Genomic DNA, 18,337 nt, shown 5'->3' with positions numbered 1-18,337 from the left:
TTTATCAATAAAGCTACAAAACACCAGCTAAAACAGGATGCCCTCATGAAAGAAGTTGCCTTTCGATGGATCGATAAGTATCTCATTCATATAACAATACAAGAAAAATTCTATCTTCTCTTCCTACTACCAATCATTGCCATCGTAAGTGTCAGTGCAATTCTAGTTGATGCGGCAGATGAACAACGTATTGAAATCACGAATAATCAGTTAAATTCCACGGCAGCTTTGCTGTCTGAATATAAGGTCAGCCAGTCAGATGCGTCCGCATTGTTGGCCCCAAACGGACTAGAAATCGGCAATGGAGATTTTTCAGCGGTAGTACCAGGGATGAACTACACGATTACTACCACTGACACTCCAAGCATTTTGAACTATCTCTCTACTACCCAGATCAGCGTAACCATTATTATACTGACTGTTGTTCTGGCAACTGTGTACTACATCATGACTTTCATTGGTGGTGCAATGTTTACCACCAACAAGGCCCTACAAGCACTTGCCGATGGCGATTTAACCAATCGCCTTAATTTCTTCAAGGTTCGCGATGAATTCAGTACCTTGGCAATCACCATCGACAAAGTTAGCGAAAGAGAGCAGAAACTGGTTCAAGCGACCCAGCAAGCTACCGCCTTAATGCAGCAAATCAGCAGCGATTTACGCCAGCGTAGCCATGAAAGCGAGACACTTTCTTCTGATCAGCAACAGCACTTAGACTCACTGGCCAGTGCTACCGAGGAAATGGCGACATCAATCCGAGAAGTGGCGACCCATGCCCATGAAACCTCGGAACAAACACGAGAAGCCCAGCAGGTTTCCGAACAAGGCCGGGCTCAAGTCGACCAAACCCGTTCGGCAATTTCAGTCTTGAGCGTAGAAATTGGTCAGGCGGCTGATGCTGTAACAGAGCTAGATAGCAATGCGGCCAAAATTGATGATGTCGTAACCACAATAAACGGCATTTCAGAGCAGACCAACCTATTGGCACTCAATGCTGCTATTGAGGCCGCCCGTGCAGGTGAACAAGGCCGAGGCTTTGCCGTCGTTGCCGATGAGGTTCGTACCCTAGCAGGCAGAACACAAAGTGCCACGGTTGAGATCCAGAAAATGATTGAGTCCCTGCAGCAAAACAGCCAGCGGCTTATGGGAGTCATGAAGAACACTGTCGACAATGCCACCAGCAGTGAACAGCTGATGGACTCCGTCGATAGTGAAATCAACCAGATCACCGAACGTAACCAGCTCATCTCTGACCGCAGTACTGAAATAGCTGCAGCAGCAGAGCAACAAGGTGCCGTAGCTGACAATATTGCGACCAGTGTCGAGCAGGTACGTTCTCAATCAAGTCAAATTTGCGATGTGATCACCCAATCTGCCAGTGAAATTGAGCGGTTGAATCAACAAGCTGAAGTACTCGAATCATTAATGAGTGGCCTAAAAGCCTAAGTGACACTGATTATCATTGTAAGGGCGTGCAGTAATGTGCGCCCTTTCTGTTAGTAACTTCCAACTTACTATCTGGATAAACTGCCCCCAATACACCTTGAGCAAATTCATTCATCGATTAGCCACAGATTAATTTGCTTTTCCGCTTTGTGGACAACATAATACGCGACCATTCTGAACTCCTTACTGGGCATGTCATGACAGCTTCAATTTATCTGGTTAAAGGCCGAGAAAAATCACTTCGCCGCCGCCACCCTTGGGTATTTTCACGTGGTATTCAACGTATCGAAGGCAAGCCTTCTCTTGGTGAAACCGTTGAGGTTTTTGATCATAAAGGCGAATGGCTAGCACGTGGTGCTTATTCTCCACAATCTCAGATCCGTGTTCGTGTATGGACATTCAATAAAAACGAAGCTGTGGATGTTGATTTCTTCGTTAACCGTCTAAACAACGCCCAGGGCTTGCGAGATATTCTGGCTCAGCGTGATGGCCTGACCGGTTACCGCCTAATCGCAGCCGAGTCTGATGGCCTACCGGGGATCACCATCGACCGCTATCAGAACTTTTTGGTATGCCAGCTATTGAGCGCCGGTGCCGAGGCGCAGAAGGATGCATTGGTTGAAGCATTGAACATCTGCTACCCAGATTGCAATGTGTATGAGCGTTCTGATGTTTCTGTCCGTAAGAAAGAAGGGCTGAAACAACACACTGGCGTGCTATCTGGTGAAGAGCCACCAAAGTTCGTTACCATCGAAGAGAATGGCGTTAAGATCAATGTCGACATCGTTGGCGGTCACAAGACAGGCTTCTACCTTGACCAGCGCGATAGCCGCCAGGGTGCCGTAAAATATGTTAATGGCAAGCGCGTACTGAACTGCTTCTGTTATACCGGCGGTTTTGGCCTATACGCCCTTAAAGGCGGCGCTAGCGAAGTAGTCAATGTTGATGTTTCTCAGCCAGCCCTTGATACCGCACGCCTAAATGCAGAGATGAACAACCTGCCAGTTGAAAACGCTGAATTCTTGAATGCCGATGTCTTCAAGTTACTTCGTGAGTACCGTGAGCGTGGCGAGCAGTTTGATGTGGTTATCATGGATCCACCAAAATTTGCAGAATCTAAATCTCAGCTGGTTGGTGCTTGTCGCGGTTACAAAGACATCAACATGCTGGCGATGCAGATCCTGAAGCCTGGCGGTACCCTGCTTACTTACTCTTGTTCTGGCTTAATGGACAACAACTTATTCCAGAAAATCGTTGCTGATGCCGCTTTGGATGCAAAGCGTGAAGTCCAGTTTATTGAACGCTTCAGCCAAGCCGCTGATCACCCGCTAGACAGTGCCTACCCTGAAGGGTTCTACCTGAAAGGCTTTGCCTGCTACGTGAAATAATTGCTCCCCAGCAGCAATGATTCTTTCCAACCAATAAAGCCAGGCTATGCAGCCTGGCTTTCTTATAATGGCTTTCACCAATTGTATTAACTGAGTATCGCAGCAATACACCCGCATAAAGTCATAATAAACAAAAACCACTTCAATGTTTCTGGCTTGGCTCTAATGGCCATTTTAACCGCCATATTGGCACCAAACATAGTTCCGAAGGCCAAAATAAGCCCCGGTAGCCACATCACCAAGCCTTCAGCAATAAACAGCCCCAGCGCAACAACGGTAAACACCAGGGTACACAACATTTTAAGGGCGTTGGCTCTGACCAAATCATAGCGAAGCGTGCCTGCCAAAGCGGCAAGTAATACAAAGCCCACCCCTGCCTGTACAAAACCACCATAAAAACCGGCAAGGCCTAGCCCCCACCACGAACTTGGTGTCTCCATCACTTTTCGGCTAACTGTGCCAGGTTCAGGTGCAACAATAGATGGCTTAACCAAAATAACAAAAGCCATGGTCAGCATAGTGCCAAGTAGCAGCGGCTTTATCCACTCGGAAGGGGCATAGGCCGCACCCGCAGCACCCAACAAGCCTCCGACAACCGATGGAATTAAGATAGGTACGGTATCGTCAGTATCTAGCTTGCCGTGTTTGCGAAAACCTACAACAGCAGTCAGCCCCTGAATTGCCACCCCAACCCGGTTAGTCGCATTGGCAACTTCCGCTGGCATCCCCATCACCATTAGCGCGGGCAGCGTTAAATTGGAACCTCCACCGGCCAGGGTATTGATAATGCCGGCCAGAAAACCTGTTACCAGCAGCAAAACAATTTGAAAAAGAGTAATATCCATATACTTTTCAAATTCCTAGTTAATTCTTTATCAGTTATATATCAATCCAGTTCACCATGTTTAACTTCATTAGATATCAATTAGTTATAACCATTTCAAATCAAAAATGGCGACAATATGGTGACAGGTTTTCATTGTATCGGGATATCAGCCACATCGCACACAAAAAATGTACAACAAAAAAGTCCTATACAGTGAATCAGCACCTATACTCACTAATGAGCATTGTGCACCACCTCTTTTTCGAGACATTCGTGTCTATCGGGTGATAACGAAATACCCTCTAGGTTTCGTTATCACCACTTTTCCTTCAATAGAGATACATCCCAAACCGGCTCACTGATTAGCTGATTGAGGCTAGCTTTCTGTGTGGGTAACGCTAGAGGTTCTGAGTTATCGGGGGGTGGTGATTAGTATGGAGCTAACTACCCCAATTACTGGCCGATTTACAGCACGGGACGATGTTCGCGGCAAATCATTTTTGTTTTCTGCGTAACCTTTCAACTGCAATATCTATCCTTGCTTCAATGGCCTTCTTTGTTCCTTTTAACAATTTTCCATTATGCAACATATACCATCCATTGTGTTCACCGGTATCATTCATTATTTTGAACCCTTGGTGAACTTCAACTTTACGCTTTGAGCTGTCGTGACTGGAAGCTTTCTCCGGTGATAGTTCTGTTTTCTTGTCACACCACCAATCAATACTTTCCTTGATAAAAGCTTGCTCACCAGTAATAACCTTACCGTTGATCTTTGCTTTCCAGCTATCAACACCCTCAGTCGAGCTTTCCATAAGATAACCGCGGTGATGCATTCTTTTTATTACTGGCTGTTGCAGGTGGCTTGACTCAGTTACCTTTGATGAAGTCCGATTGCTATTGAAGCCGAATAATCTAAATAGCTCTTTTTTTATAGACATAGGCAACGTTATAACCGAAATTATCTGAGATTATATCTAAAACGTATCAAACTTTTAGTTAAAAACTGCTCTGACTTGTGATTATAAAGGTTTCCGTAAAGGAGGTTTTCATAACGTTATCAATTAACACTATTGATACGCTCACAGGAAGCAGGACACACCAGTGACGAAAAACGATCCTCATTTAGCAGTCTAGTTATGTATCTTCATTGTGCCCACATCAAAATTTCCATGCATTCTAATTTTTGTAAATATATCAATCTCACAATTCATTTTGCTTGCAACATCACACATTGCTGCCTGAGAAGTAAGGCACAATGCCAAGCTTTGACTCGTGATGTCTGTTTTCATATAAAGGATCTGGGTACGGGCATAGTAACTATCAATTTTTTGAGAATTGTAACAATTACAAATATCAGATGGCACAGGGTGATTTTGATGAAAAGAATACTAGTAATAACATTGGCATTATTGACTCTAGGCGGATGTGCAACAGTACCAATGGCGTCTAAGGAAATGGATCAAGAAGCAAAACAATTCACCCCCCCACCTGAAGGTAATGCCGGTATATATGTGTTTAGAGACTCTGCTCTTGGTGGTGCTTTGAAAAAAACCATATGGATTGATGGTGAAGTATTAGGTGAATCTGCTCCCTCCGTTTATTTCTATAGACTGGTTAGTGAAGGTAAACATACCCTTTCAACTGAGTCCGAATTTAGCCCTAATGACTTAATTGTTGACGCTGAATCTGGCCAAAACTACTTCATTGAGAATTACATAAAAATGGGACTCTTTGTCGGTGGTGCAGGTTTAGAGCTAGTCGACCCGGAAGAAGGGATGAAACGTGTACTTAAAACAAAATTAGCTGAGTAACTTAAGGGAAGTCCGAAAGGCTGCCTTCAGCAGCCTTGTAAATAAAAACACTTTGAGCTTTTTCTACTTAAAGGGGGTTAAGTAAATGCGCTACAGACGAAGAGTCACCCCCCGAATTTCCCCAGGTGACAATACTGCCATCCTCCTTCAAAGCTGCGAAGGCATTATCATTTGAAAAAATCATCTTCACACCACTTTTTAAGTCAGAAGCGACTAAAGATGAATCTCCACCGTAGTAGTCTGAGCCCCAGGTAACTACACTGCCATCTTCTTTCAATGCAGCAAAGGCATACTTGTTTGAATAAATCGTCTTCACGCCACTAGACAGCTCTGAAGCCACTGAAGATAAGCTCTCGGCATAATCGGTTGAGCCCCAAGTTACCACGCTACCATCTTCTTTCAGTACAGCAAAGATATCGAAAACGGCATACATCTCCGTCACACCACTTGTAAGATCTGATGCTACCGAAGAGGGGGCTCCTCCATATTTGTTATCACCCCAAACAACAACACTACCATCATCTTTTAAAGCGGCAAAAGCATTACGAGTTGAAACAATAGATTTCACACCACTTGTAAGATCTGATGCTACCGAAGAGGGGTCTCCTCCATATTTGCTATCGCCCCAAACAACAACACTACCATCATCTTTCAAGGCCGCGAAAGCTCCTCCAGATGAGGTATATACTTCTTTAACTCCACTCGATAGGTTAGGCTGCTGATGTGAATAGGGCTTATCAATATAACCCCACAATACCAAACCGCCATTGTCTTTCAATGCAACAAAGCCATCATTAAAGCCATCATTCGACGGGTAGATCATATTAATACCACCTTCTAGCTCGGAAGCGACAGATGATGAATCTGCACCAGAATATTTCCCTCCCCAAGTAATGACACTGCCATCATTTTTTAATGCGGCAAATGCATCTTTGGAAGAATAAATCTCTTTAACTCCGTTTTCTAATGCTGAAGATACTGATGAGAAATCTATATCACTTGTGCCGCTTCCCCAAGTTATTACCTTTCCGTTGTCTTTCAGCGCAGCGTAACCATTTTTTCTCGCAATAAGGCGCTTAACACCGCTAGTAAGGTCTGAAGCAACTGCTGAGTAATTTGCAATACTCGCTCCTTTTCCCCATACCACCGAACTACCATCACTTTTGAGGCCCGTAAATGTATCAATGGTTGAAAGAACAGTTTCAACATTAGCGGACAGTTCAGTATTGACACTTGATGAATCTCCACCGTAGTAGTCTGAGCCCCAGGTAACTACACTGCCATCTTCTTTAAGTGCGGCAAACGCCGTGGCCGTTGAAAAAATCATTTTAATTGGCGCGAGATTTAGCCGACTGATTGCTTTCTCATAGCCTTGACTTGCAGCCTTTTGATACCAGCTCTTGGCAATATTGTTGTCTTTGGTAACGCCCAACCCTTTCTCATACAAAAAGCCTAAGCTATATGAGGCTGAAGGATAATTTTGTTCGCCTGCTTTGAGATACCAATAAAACGCTAGCTTATAGTTGACACCGTAAGGTTTACCTTTTTCAAATATTTCAGCAACATTATTCTGAGCACTGGCTACTCCCTGCTCTGCTGCCACTAGATACCAAGAATAAGCACTATATAAATTTTGTTCTCGGCCATTTCCGTAATAGAAAGCATCAGCCAAATTAGCTTGCGCATAGGCATGCCCCAGGTACGCAGCCTTTTCAAACCAATCTGCAGCTAATTCATCATTTTGGTCAACGCCAAGGCCAGATTTGTATAAGCGACCTAGGTTATAGTTAGCGTATTCATTTTCTTGCTTCGCTGATGCAAGATAAAGCTCTTTTGCTTTGGTATAGTCTTGTTCAACTCCTAAGCCATTTTCATACAAGACACCTAAATTATTTTGTGACGCAGGATAATGTTGATCAGCGGACTTTTGATACCAATATGCTGCAGTTTCATAATTTTGTTGCACTCCCACAGCATTTTCTGCCATCCAAGCAACGTTAAACTGGGCCCATTTGTCACCTAACTCAGCGGCCTGTTTATAAAGCCCATATGCCTTTGTATATTCACCCTCGTTGTATGCCTCATCAGCTGAACTTATGAGACTATCAATCGTGTTTGGTGTTGGTGTTGGTGTTGGTGTTGGTGTTGCACTGTCCCCTGAACCGCCACCACCACAGGCGACTAATGAGCCTAATAGAAAAATAAAAAGAACACCTCGAACTAAGTGTTTCATGTGGTATCGCTCCTTGAGCTAATTCTTATCCTAACCGACATTTTTATGAATTATTTGAAATTTCAAAGTGAGATTTTAAGTTATTTCACCTAATGATTAGGTGATGATCTATAAATACAACACCTTGAACTTGTTATCACAACGCAGTAATGACTAAAACGTGTTGATTATATTGGCTCACCTTCCGTTGTAAAGACAACCAGACACAATGTATGGATTATTTTAATCCTTGAAACTTTTATTGTCGCTTTTCTTCGTCACGCATAATCATTCCCTTACATCAATAGGTACGGATCACCGGTATTGTAATACCTCTCATATTGCTCAACCATTAGCATGCTCTTAGACAGTTCAGCCTCATGATCACCCTCATTTTCATTACGGAAATGTTCATCATTTAAGACGCTTTGCCAGTAAGCACGCTTTTCTTTGAATCGGAAATAGCTGTTGGCGTATTCGATACATGCGGCTTGTTTAGCTTCAGCTACGGCTTGGCGGTAAGTTTCATCTTCAGATTTAGATTCCATCGACCAGCCACGCGCACCTGCGGCCCAAAGCAAGAAGTCCCACGCCTTTTCATCTGCGTTTTCACCGTCAAAGGAAAAGCAAAAATATTTTTATTGGTGGCGGAAGTCATTTTGATACAGTTTTTCTCGTTAACTAAACCCAGATGTCAAGCAGCTAGCTCTTTGTTCTTGAGGGAGGATTTGGAATACATTATTCTCTGTCTTATGCACGACAGCATTCAGGTTATATTCAGGCCGTAAGCGCCAAACTGCTGTGATAATAGAACCATCAAGGAACTGACATGAAATTTCGTACGGCCGTTCTGGCCATAGCTGCATGCGGGTTAAGCTTTCCGACTCTTGCTGATATCAAGTTAGCGCTTCCTTACAGCGCCGAGCTCGTCTTAGTCAATGGCATTGAAGCAGATGGAAACGACCCTGTTTCACTCAAAAACGGTGAAAACCAAATCGCCTTCCGTTATCAAGACAGCTACCGAGAGAACGGTGAGCATCAGCTATTTAAATCCGATGTGGTCATCGTGAAATTCTCCGGCCAGGATTCAACATATCATCTCGAACTACCTAAGCTGCGCAGTGCACAAGACGCTCAGAAGTTCAACAAGAGCCCCTCCCTGACCCTAACTGACGAGCAAGGTAACCAGGTCGATTATGCCCAAGACAAATTAATGAAGCATGGGCTACAGTTCGGGCGGAATTTTGAAGCAGAAATTGCGACTTATAACCAAACTGACAAACCTGCAGCACTCAAATCAGCCATGGCGATCACTACACTGCCTGCGATCGCTGCTGCGCCAACAGCCAAACCTGCCGTTGATGGCAAGCCGCTACCACAAGGCAAGAATGTTGCCGAGAACATGCTTAACTATTGGTATGCGCAAGCTGACGAAGCAACGCGTGAACGCTTCAAAGCCCACATTAACCAGTTATAACTGCCCTGCGGCCAGTTTTAGATCAAAAAAGGCCCAGCTCGCCTGGGCCCTTTTAATATTCGAGGAACGACTAACTAATGCATTAGATAGGTTTCTGTCTTCATATCCTTGATCATTTGCTTATAGAGTCGGGGAACTAAATCAAACGGCACGCCGCTTCCTTCCGTCAGTTTTGACAGCCTATCCCAGTCGGCAGACTCATAAGCCACAACCATATCAACCAAGCGCTTCAAGTCACCTTCAGATCCCATCAAGGCCTTCTTAATATCATCATGAATTTTGAGTATATCTAAAGCCTCTTCCATCTCTAACCCCAGAATATCGGGTAGATTAGAGAATAATCCACTCAAAAAAGCCCGATCAACGACGGCTCTCTTTTTACCCATCCTCATGGCCAACAACTCACAAAACCTAGCACGACTCGTCGCCTTTAAATAAATATCTTCCGAGCGAGAATCCGTCAGCTCTTGCGCCGTCAGCAATGAAATGAACTTACGCATTTTATTTTCGCCCATGAAGCAAATAGCCTGCTTCACCGAGTAAATATTACCCTTTCGTCCATACATCACTGAATTCAAAAAAGAAATCAGTTTATGAGTGAGTTGAGCGTCTGACGCAAGAATATCGGTTAGTTTCTGGTAGCAATAATCTTCCGACATCACATGCTGAAATACATTCAGCAAGCTACCCTCATGAAGCTTATTGGTTCGCATTTCAACAAGATCTTGTTTTGAAAAAAGATCACCAATAAAAAAATCCACGTTGAGTGCATGGAATTTATTAAATTCCTCATCAGAAGAGATATTATCGATAATTATTCGAACGTTATGCTTCTGTGCTTTATTAATTAGCAGCTGCACAGCTTCTGGTGTTTTATTCGCCACATCAACTTTAATATGACTAATATAGTTCAGAAAATCTTCATTTCCGCCTAGCAGCGCCTTCTCTCCAAGAATAATGTTATAATTTCGACGCTTACCGATACGAATAAGGCCAAGAAGCTCGTCATCCAATGCCTCTGCAGTCGAAAGCTCTATCACTAGGCTTCTAGAAGAGAAAAAGTAGTCAAATATCCCCTTAAGGGTCTCACGCTCAAATGTAATGATTACTGTTTTATTGTCTGAATAATAGTCAACACCAGCCTTGGCAAGCAGCTCATATAGCTTTCTGGGATCAGATCTATCCTGGAAAACAGCCGCTGGAATACATTTATTGGCCAGCTGTTCTTGATTCACAAAACTGATTTGGTATGCGACTTTGTTCTTTCTAGCATTATATATCGGTTGCCGTACCGCGGAACATTCCATTTTAGTACTTCTCTAACACCTGCTCGTATTTTGAGTAAATACACAACCGTGGGTTTTAGCTGGAAAATGATATAACGCCTTTATACAAGCGCACCATTTACAAGTCAAATCCCCACCAAGAAAACATTCAGGCAACCAATGGCAATTGAGCAATTTTAACTCAAAGTAAGCTCCTTCCTGCACAAAATGCAACAAACTAAATTTGGATTGCTTAAAGGGCAATTCAAATAAATCAAGTGTTCATCCTACAAATCAATTGGTTCTCTGTGCAAAAAAAGGGCTTAAACATTACATTTTACCACCTGTTTTTGCGAGGCATCATAAAAAAAACACTTATAAACAGTGCTAATTCCAGATGGTTTTCTATAGTTTTTTCACGGCAGAATTAAAGAATAAATACACTGCCTCTCATTCAAACCAATAATGTAACAACAACTTAAGGATGAACAAATGAATCATTCGAAACAAGGAAAGGTAATAAAACAGGCTTTCAGGCTAACAACCCTTGCTGTTTCATGCCTACTGGCTTTCAATGTGCATGCTACAGCATCAGGTACCGCTGCTGTGGCCAAAGATTGTCGCCCCGACGGGTTATACCAGACTGAAGGGGTCACCGTTCCATACTGTACCGTTTACGATGAGCAAGGCCGTGAACAAATGGGGGCAGACCACCCTCGCCGGGTCATTGGTTACTTCACTAGCTGGCGTGCAGGAGATGATCCGCAAGCCTCATATTTAGTCAAAGATATTCCATGGGAGCAGCTGACGCATATCAACTATGCATTTGTCAGCATAGGAGCCGACGGCAATGTCAATATTGGCAATGTCAATGATCCGACCAACCCGGCAGTTGGCATGGAATGGAACGGCGTTGAAATCGATCCTTCTCTTGGATTCAAGGGCCACTTCGGCGCGCTCGCAACAGCAAAAGCCAAACACGGAGTAAAGACTCTGATTTCAATTGGTGGCTGGGCTGAAACCGGCGGTCACTTTGGTGTTGATGGCAAACGGGTTGCCGATGGCGGCTTCTACACAATGACGACCAACGCTGACGGTAGCATTAACCACGCAGGTATTCAAAAATTTGCCGATTCTGCAGTTGCGATGATGAAAAAGTACAAGTTCGACGGTCTGGATATCGACTACGAATACCCAACGTCAATGGCAGGTGCAGGCAACCCAGATGACAAAACTTTCATGGAGCCTCGCCGTCAGTACCTATGGGCCTCTTACCAAGAGCTAATGAAAGTCCTCCGTCAAAAGCTAGATCAAGCATCAGCGCAAGATGGCATTCACTATATGCTAACTATCGCAGCGCCATCTTCCGGTTACCTGCTGCGTGGTATGGAGACGTTTGACGTCACCAAGTACCTAGATTACGTCAATATCATGTCGTAGAATCTTTTTATCAAAATTAATGTTTTCTTATTCAAGAACTTAAAAGCCACAAGAACAACTAATGGCGACAAAGTGGCGACACTTAAAAGTGCATCTTACTCAAGATATCTTGGGATAGAAGCACCACAAGCAAGGCTTTCATCTCTTTTGGCTTTTTCCCAACCTTTAAATTCAAAGAGCCTACTACACTTGACATGTAAGCTTCTCTCTTCAGTTGATACAAGGCGAATTCCCCTCAAATCTGAATTGCCTATGTTGGCCCCTTTAATATCCGCCCTGATAAAATTAGCTCCTCTTAGATCTGTAGAACCCAAATCAGCACCAGTTAAGTCAGCATTAGAAAGATTGGAGTTCTGTAGATTAGCTGACCGTAAAAACGTGTTGTGAAGATCAGCTCCGCTCAAATTAGCATACGAAAGGTTAGCTCCACTTAAGTATGCCTGACTTAGATCAGCATCCACCAGTATTGCACCAATCAATATAGCTCTTGAAAAATCAGCTCTCATTAGATTAGCAATTGTTAATTCAGCTCCTGTAAGATCTGAATTAGATAAGTCAGCTTCCGTAAAATCGGCATCATAAAGTTGAGCACCACTAAGTTTAGCCCCAACCAAATATACCCCGAGTTCATTTTCATTACTTGGTGCTAAGTCGAGTCCAGCTAATGGCACACGCTCTTTCCAACATAGAACTGAGTTCAGTAAGCATTTTTCACTATTTAAATATTCAATTGCTTGTGCTTTACCTGATTGACCAGAAACATCGCTAGTAAGAAGTTGCCATGCGGAATTAATTAGCCCGACTTGACGGTCTTGAAGGTCCGTCCAAAATGAAAAGAGTGCTGTTATCAACAAAAAACTTGATAGAGACGAGAAAATCCGCACTAAATGCCAGTCATTCAACCAGTTAGCTAACTGATGTAACATGTTATTTATCGGTTTCGAATGTTTTGCACAAGGAATTGTCTTGAGTTGCTTCTTGTAACGATAAAATTCTGGTTTCTGTCGTCTCATCATTTTCCTTGGCACTAAGCTAACTTATCTATCTTGCTGAATATCCTATCACTGTCCAAGTATCCTTACATTCTCAATACAGAGTAAACCCAACACTTTCGAAAAATAACGAATAAAAGTTGCTAATCCTGACTTGTTGGAAAATTGAGGTAGTCAAGTTGTCATATCACTAGTTTCAGTTTTCATTTTCACTCTTACTTAATTCATCCCGCGTGGTTACTGGGTTTGTCGGTACCTCTCAAAATTGTGGCAGATCCTTTCGTTTCAAAGAAATACGACGAAAAACACACAATTCCATTTATTATCAATCACTTAGTTAAAAACATTGAATCTTTATCGTGATCATTAAACTGAAAAACGGTGAAAAGAAGATCATTCTTTGAGATTTTATTTTCCTCCCTGACAGCCATTCTCAGCGTGTCTACTCTCAGCCCGAACCCCGCTATTTCTCTGCTCTCGCCGTGGCCTGCGCTCTTCGCTGGCTTGCCAGAATTGCGAAAATATAAAACTGAAAAAATTTTAGATCGCAAAGCCCGCAGGAGGGGGAGGAGGAGTGCGCTTTCCGTGGCGTTAACGTCGCCGTCAGCCTTTCCGTGGTGGTGTGCGCTTGTCTCTGTGCTTTTCGTGGATGATTGGCGGTGTAGATTCATCAGATGAAAGAAAACGCCCTGCTAAGGGCGCTCTGTGGTGATTAGGTATGAGGTATAAGTGTTAGATGATTGAATGCTGCCCGGTGGAACTACCACCTTTTACATCGGCGTTGGCGTTCTGGGTTATTTCATCCACCACGGCATTAGCTATGGCCTCGGCCATCTTACCCGCCATTGCGAACTCGCCATCAAGAACAAAGCCCTGGGCTTTCAGTTCGGTTTCCAGTTTCTGTTTCAATGATGCTTTGCTTAATGCCATATTATTTTCCTGCAAATACTGTAGTTGATACGTCTACGTGGGTTTTCCCTGTAAATGGGCAGTAAGTTCCGCCAGTACACACCCCTTTACCACCATTGAGTTTGATGGTGTCTGCATCTTCGGTAATGTTCTTGGCTTTGATGGTTAGGTCTTTGCCCACAGTGAGATTCACTTGCCCTTTGATGTCCTGAACCTGATCTTTGAGAATGGTGATTTCTTCACTCTGTTTCACCACAATTTTGCACATCTGCTCAATGATGGCGGTGTAATTGGTGGCGTTAACTGCTCTGTCGATACAGTTGAGTGTGGCGTTTTTGTCTGTGGTGCTTTCAAAGTTGCCGTCTTTGTCAACGTAATGGTAAACACCTTTACGTTGCTGGTATCGGCTTTCGCCTTCTTTGATAGCCGGTAACTTAAAGCCAAGCGGTAAGACGCAACGAATAAATGGTTTATCTGGCTGTCCAAACATAAAGCCGAGCTCGACAATACTGCCGATTACAGGCGGTTCGAGTCGGCCAGCATGATCACCAAGACCAGGAACGGGAAGCGGTACCGCTTGAAGTGGTGGTTTGTTCTCGTACTCCATACCCTTTTCATCAAGTAGCTGAACATCAACAGCATAGTGAGGATAAAAGCGATCAGACAAATCGCCCTCTTCTGGCAGCTCTGGCAGTGCGACCACCTTCCCCCATCTTGGTAAATGCCATCGGCCTGTCAACTCTGGAAACAGGCGAAAGATGATGCGCCGAATTGTTTTTACATCCACGTTATCTTTGCCTCCGTTCCTTCGAACTCTACGCCAGTGAGGCGAATGCCATTAACAACAACACCCGGCTTTAGTTTTGGGATTGCAGGGATTTTCACTGATTTGTTGGCGGTGTGATTAGTCATTAGTTGGTTTGGGATGGTGATTGGCTTATCTGCCCAAAACGAGTCCTTCCAACTGCCAACATATATTTGACCGTTACCTTGTTGCTGCCAAAACAGATCATCAATGCTGAATGCTTGGGCCAGTTCATCAATGACCCGATAGCCATTACCATCACTGTAGAAACAAGCAATAGCTGTTTTGCTGTAGGCTCTTTCTGGCACCACAAACTGCAGCCCTGTTTTGTTGGTGACTTCACTGAGTAGCTGCATCAATGTTGGATGGCGCATAATGATGTTGAGCGGCTTGAACAATACCGCCGCCAGCTCACGACAAAATAACGTTGACCACCCTTTTTCAGCAGGTTGTACACGTTCGATGTAGCCCAAGAATACTCGCGTGATTGAGTCCCCCCATCCCAAATCAACCGCAACGATCGTATTTGGCTCAGGATTGCCTTCAACCATGAGATTGCATCGCCCTGGTGTGTTCTCACTGAATACGATGCGGTGACTTTTTACTTTGGCTTTTTCCTTGCCGAGATAGATTCGGCAAAGGAATTTGTTGTTTGCCGTCATGCTAACCACTCATCAGTTGCTTTTAACGCTCTCATTACCAGTGATGTTTCCACCTCTGTACCAGGAGGAACATCTTCACTCCGGCCACTTTCCACTGGTGTGGTTACGCCCTGCACTTTTTGTTGTGCAGCTGGCTTGTCGGGTTGACGTTGCTCAACACGTTCTGGAACGGATAAGTGTTCAACAAGTTCAAATGACACGCTCCACTGCCTGAGTGTGTCTTGCTCATTCGCACGAATCGCGCCTTGAAATTTCACCTGGCGAATCTTTAAGGTTTCGGCGGTTTTATTACTGATTCGATAAACTTGCCGAGCACCGTCTTCCAGTGCTTCGGCCATGCTGAATAAGTTGGTTAATAGCTGTTTTTTGGTAAAAGGGATCGCGCCTTTAACAGTCAGTATTTTACCTTTGCTGCCTGTTTCCGCTTGGTCAGTAGCCGAGGTTTGGCCGGACATGTCCTGTCCGGCTAATTGCTGACGAACGCTAATGCGTAGGTTCTTTAATGGGAGTTGAGTTCCGTTTAGGGTTAGCACTCTCACACCTCTTTGAACTGACCAAGCCAATGACCGGCTGATTGATAGTAGGTGTCATCGATACAGCGGAACATTTGCTTGTTACTGTCAACGGATATCACGTCATTGAGGAGCATTGGCAACTGATAATTGAAATTTTCAGAGGTCAGCTTTGACTTATAAACACTCCTTGGCTCATTTGATAGGGAGTGATATTTAACTAAAACATCGTTGAACTGAGTCGAGTCCATTCTCGCCTCATGAAACGTGATTGCCGTCAAAATACAACTGACGGTTGTTGTACTAAAAGCATTGGCTATACGAATCACTACAGTTTCAGCATTGCCGGGGGCGGTAACGAACACACCCTCACTTCGCACTGGTGACGTGGTTCCTGGTTGTGTTCTGAAAGGTCGAACCGGATCAGACTGAATTTCCGTATCAGTATTGTCTTTCCAGTCCAGGCGTAAGTAATCAGAACCATGTGGCGCACCGTCCGGAATAAACGCTGTTCCCGTTACGTGGACGTAGTAAGTTTTTCCGCCCTCAATCGGAATAGGGTGCTGACTCTCAATATTTACAACACCATTGAGATTCTGAGGGTTAATATGAACGCCTACATAATTTGGGTGTTTAAACAGTTCATAACGACTGGTAGGAATTATGCTAGAAAAACGAACATTCCAGTTACCATTATTCGACCCAAGAACGACAATCCTTGGGTCGATTAGCAGATTATCGCCAATTCCAAACGAATTAATTGAATTGATAACCCCTGTAAAGTACTGATTAGGATCACCATACACTCGACCACATACAACATTTTCAAATGAAACGTCAGCGCCATCGTAATACAATTCTTCGGCTTCAGCGTTTTTGATGGCTATCTCTGTCAGCGGATTGATGCCACGAGTGTTTACAAGCAAATAGAGGCGTTTAGCTTTAAAACCACTAACCTCAATTCTTTTATTTACTTCATTCCCGTTTGGCTCACAGTTAATCACTAACTCGTCAGTTGTATGTTTCGGCTGATAAACTCCAACATCTTCATTGCCGTCAACAATAGCAATATCCGATTGCGTGTTATCTTCAAACTCAACATTATGCAAGTAACAACGTTTTGCGCGCTTGAAGTAAGCCCCCCACGCATTAGGTGATACAGAATCATGGCGAAAACCTGAGATTTTGCCACGATAAATGTTTACATCATGAGTATCTGAAAACTCTGCCCGTTGCCACTCCAAATCTTCCTCAGTGGAATGCAACCACAGGTCATAAATATTAACGTTTTCTTTAAACCCAACAAAAACAGGGGTGGTGGTATAAAAAAACTCAAATTTAGCCCCTGGCTCGGCCTTAATAGTTATATTTCTTGGAACAAATTGAGACAAACGGAATGTTTTAGCAGGAACCGTCACGGTTTTAAATATACCCAAATTATTCAAGTCATTCCAAGTTTGACGATTATCAGCAGCTTCAGGGTTCATTCCCAGAGTAACAACAGATACACCCATATCATCAAACTGTAACTCCGCGAACCAACTACTTCCCAAATCATGTATCCAAATGCCGTTTGCCGTTAATCCACGCTTAATTTTGTAATATGCTGCACCACCATCGTTAGGTTTAAATCGGCCTTGTAGATAAACTCGTTTACCTTCGACTCGATAGCTAGAACCTTTTAACTCTTCTAGATCATCAAATGACTTGTCGGCGTTTTCTTCCACCCACTTTTTACCTGCGCTCTCTCCCTCCGGCCGCATGTCTACAACCGAGCCATCAGCCAGCACCTGAGCAATCTTGCACACAAAGTGTTTCACGCCATTTGCATCGGTGTAGTCATCTTTTTCTTCGGCTGTGACTACGAAATCAAACAACGTGACTTGTTCACCTGTTGATGTACCTTCACGGTGAGCATCCACATAGATGAACGATGGCTTGTTAGGTACCTGAACGTTGCGATCAAATTCTAAGGTGACACGGTTGCCCGACACATAACCGGCACCTGCTTTGATGTTGTAGGCCGTGGATTGTGGCGTTACCAAGAAACCATCTTCAATGAACCAGTCTTTGCCGTTCTGGTCGATGATGGCTTGAGCTGTATCGTTGTCCATCTTCTTCATGCGAGGATCAGCGTTGTACTGCCAGCTTGACGCATCAACCGTGATGTTGGTGATTTCTGCAATGTCTTTGTACTCAAGCACCACAGAGCGCACCAATGTATTGCCCGAGACACCTGGTTCGTTGGCAGTCTTTGGTGTCAGTGCATGGTGGTCGATAGTGACCAAAACGCCATATTCAGAGCAGTAGGTACCTGTCCAGTTAAACTCGAACGGGCCTACTTCACTGGTTAGTGTTGTGCTGTAAATAACCGTGTCTGCAGAAAGGCGTCCACGCTGCTCTACGGCTGTTTCATGAACAACATCGTCACCTGGTACCACATCATCAGGCTGTGGAAAATCTGGACGGTTCGGCACGTTGGCAAAAATCATCTTATCAATGATAAGTGGTTTTTCTTCTGCGTTAAGCTGGGCCAATAACGCCTTACCAGCAGCAGTTAGAATCTGTTTATCAGTGGTGTTTGTCATT

15 protein-coding genes and 1 pseudogene are annotated in these 18,337 nt (G+C 44.0%); 5 read left to right on the top strand and 11 right to left on the bottom strand.

Going from position 1 to position 18,337, the window contains the following annotated elements; all coding sequences use genetic code 11:
* Positions 1-45 precede the first annotated feature (45 nt).
* Entirely contained in the window at positions 46-1,446 is a 1,401-nt protein-coding gene (locus tag AC51G0_RS07770; RefSeq protein WP_496301479.1) for a methyl-accepting chemotaxis protein, read from the top strand.
* 197 nt (positions 1,447-1,643) lie between these two features.
* A complete protein-coding gene (locus tag AC51G0_RS07765) occupies positions 1,644-2,834 on the top strand; it encodes a class I SAM-dependent methyltransferase (RefSeq protein WP_496301478.1) in 1,191 nt (396 codons plus the stop codon).
* Between the two features lie 86 nt (positions 2,835-2,920).
* Here AC51G0_RS07765 and AC51G0_RS07760 read toward each other — a convergent pair whose 3' ends face one another.
* Both AC51G0_RS07760 and AC51G0_RS07755 read right to left on the bottom strand, forming a co-directional pair.
* Positions 2,921-3,679: a sulfite exporter TauE/SafE family protein gene (locus AC51G0_RS07760; RefSeq protein WP_496301477.1), complete on the bottom strand. Its 759-nt coding sequence runs from the start codon at positions 3,677-3,679 to the stop codon at positions 2,921-2,923.
* A 475-nt stretch (positions 3,680-4,154) separates the two neighbouring features.
* Positions 4,155-4,601, bottom strand: a complete 447-nt coding sequence (locus tag AC51G0_RS07755; RefSeq protein WP_496301476.1) for a DUF3319 domain-containing protein — start codon at positions 4,599-4,601, stop codon at positions 4,155-4,157.
* Between the two features lie 438 nt (positions 4,602-5,039).
* On the opposite strand from AC51G0_RS07755, the gene AC51G0_RS07750 reads away from it, so the two are divergent.
* On the top strand, positions 5,040-5,474 hold the full coding sequence (locus AC51G0_RS07750; RefSeq protein WP_496301475.1) for a DUF2846 domain-containing protein: 435 nt from the start codon (positions 5,040-5,042) through the stop codon (positions 5,472-5,474).
* Between the two features lie 67 nt (positions 5,475-5,541).
* Here the strand turns inward: AC51G0_RS07750 and AC51G0_RS07745 are convergent, their stop codons facing one another.
* The gene (locus tag AC51G0_RS07745; protein WP_496301474.1) at positions 5,542-7,707 is read right to left on the bottom strand and encodes a hypothetical protein; all 2,166 of its coding nucleotides are present in this window, start codon (positions 7,705-7,707) and stop codon (positions 5,542-5,544) included.
* Between the two features lie 275 nt (positions 7,708-7,982).
* Positions 7,983-8,234, bottom strand: coding sequence for a hypothetical protein (locus AC51G0_RS07740; protein WP_496301473.1), 252 nt, complete (start codon positions 8,232-8,234; stop codon positions 7,983-7,985).
* A 281-nt stretch (positions 8,235-8,515) separates the two neighbouring features.
* Here AC51G0_RS07740 and AC51G0_RS07735 point away from each other — a divergent pair, with 281 nt between their 5' ends.
* The gene (locus AC51G0_RS07735; RefSeq protein WP_496301472.1) at positions 8,516-9,163 is read left to right on the top strand and encodes a YccT family protein; all 648 of its coding nucleotides are present in this window, start codon (positions 8,516-8,518) and stop codon (positions 9,161-9,163) included.
* Positions 9,164-9,237: 74 nt separating this feature from the next.
* On the opposite strand, the gene AC51G0_RS07730 is transcribed toward AC51G0_RS07735, so the two are convergent.
* Entirely contained in the window at positions 9,238-10,398 is a 1,161-nt protein-coding gene (locus AC51G0_RS07730; RefSeq protein WP_496301471.1) for an EAL and HDOD domain-containing protein, read from the bottom strand.
* A gap of 522 nt (positions 10,399-10,920) precedes the next feature.
* On the opposite strand from AC51G0_RS07730, the pseudogene AC51G0_RS07725 reads away from it, so the two are divergent.
* Positions 10,921-11,865 (top strand): annotated as a pseudogene (locus AC51G0_RS07725) (glycoside hydrolase family 18 protein); the annotation flags it as partial.
* Between the two features lie 98 nt (positions 11,866-11,963).
* On the opposite strand, the gene AC51G0_RS07720 reads toward AC51G0_RS07725, so the two are convergent.
* The 6 genes from AC51G0_RS07720 to AC51G0_RS07695 form a co-directional block, all read right to left on the bottom strand.
* Positions 11,964-12,884: a pentapeptide repeat-containing protein gene (locus tag AC51G0_RS07720; protein ID WP_496301470.1), complete on the bottom strand. Its 921-nt coding sequence runs from the start codon at positions 12,882-12,884 to the stop codon at positions 11,964-11,966.
* 708 nt (positions 12,885-13,592) lie between these two features.
* Positions 13,593-13,790, bottom strand: a complete 198-nt coding sequence (locus tag AC51G0_RS07715) for a hypothetical protein (protein ID WP_496301469.1) — start codon at positions 13,788-13,790, stop codon at positions 13,593-13,595.
* A 1-nt stretch (position 13,791) separates the two neighbouring features.
* The gene (locus tag AC51G0_RS07710) at positions 13,792-14,556 is read right to left on the bottom strand and encodes a hypothetical protein (protein WP_496301468.1); all 765 of its coding nucleotides are present in this window, start codon (positions 14,554-14,556) and stop codon (positions 13,792-13,794) included.
* Complete coding sequence (locus AC51G0_RS07705) at positions 14,547-15,236, bottom strand: hypothetical protein (RefSeq protein WP_496301467.1); 690 nt, start codon at positions 15,234-15,236, stop codon at positions 14,547-14,549. Before AC51G0_RS07705 ends, AC51G0_RS07710 begins: the two co-directional genes overlap by 10 nt.
* Complete coding sequence (locus tag AC51G0_RS07700; RefSeq protein WP_496301466.1) at positions 15,233-15,769, bottom strand: baseplate complex protein; 537 nt, start codon at positions 15,767-15,769, stop codon at positions 15,233-15,235. The genes AC51G0_RS07705 and AC51G0_RS07700 overlap by 4 nt, the downstream gene beginning before the upstream one ends.
* A gap of 2 nt (positions 15,770-15,771) precedes the next feature.
* The gene (locus AC51G0_RS07695; protein WP_496301465.1) at positions 15,772-18,336 is read right to left on the bottom strand and encodes a phage tail-collar fiber domain-containing protein; all 2,565 of its coding nucleotides are present in this window, start codon (positions 18,334-18,336) and stop codon (positions 15,772-15,774) included.
* Position 18,337 lies beyond the last annotated feature (1 nt).

The organism is Photobacterium sp. HL06 (assembly GCF_059552575.1).
This window is presented reverse-complemented; position numbering and strand designations above follow the sequence as displayed.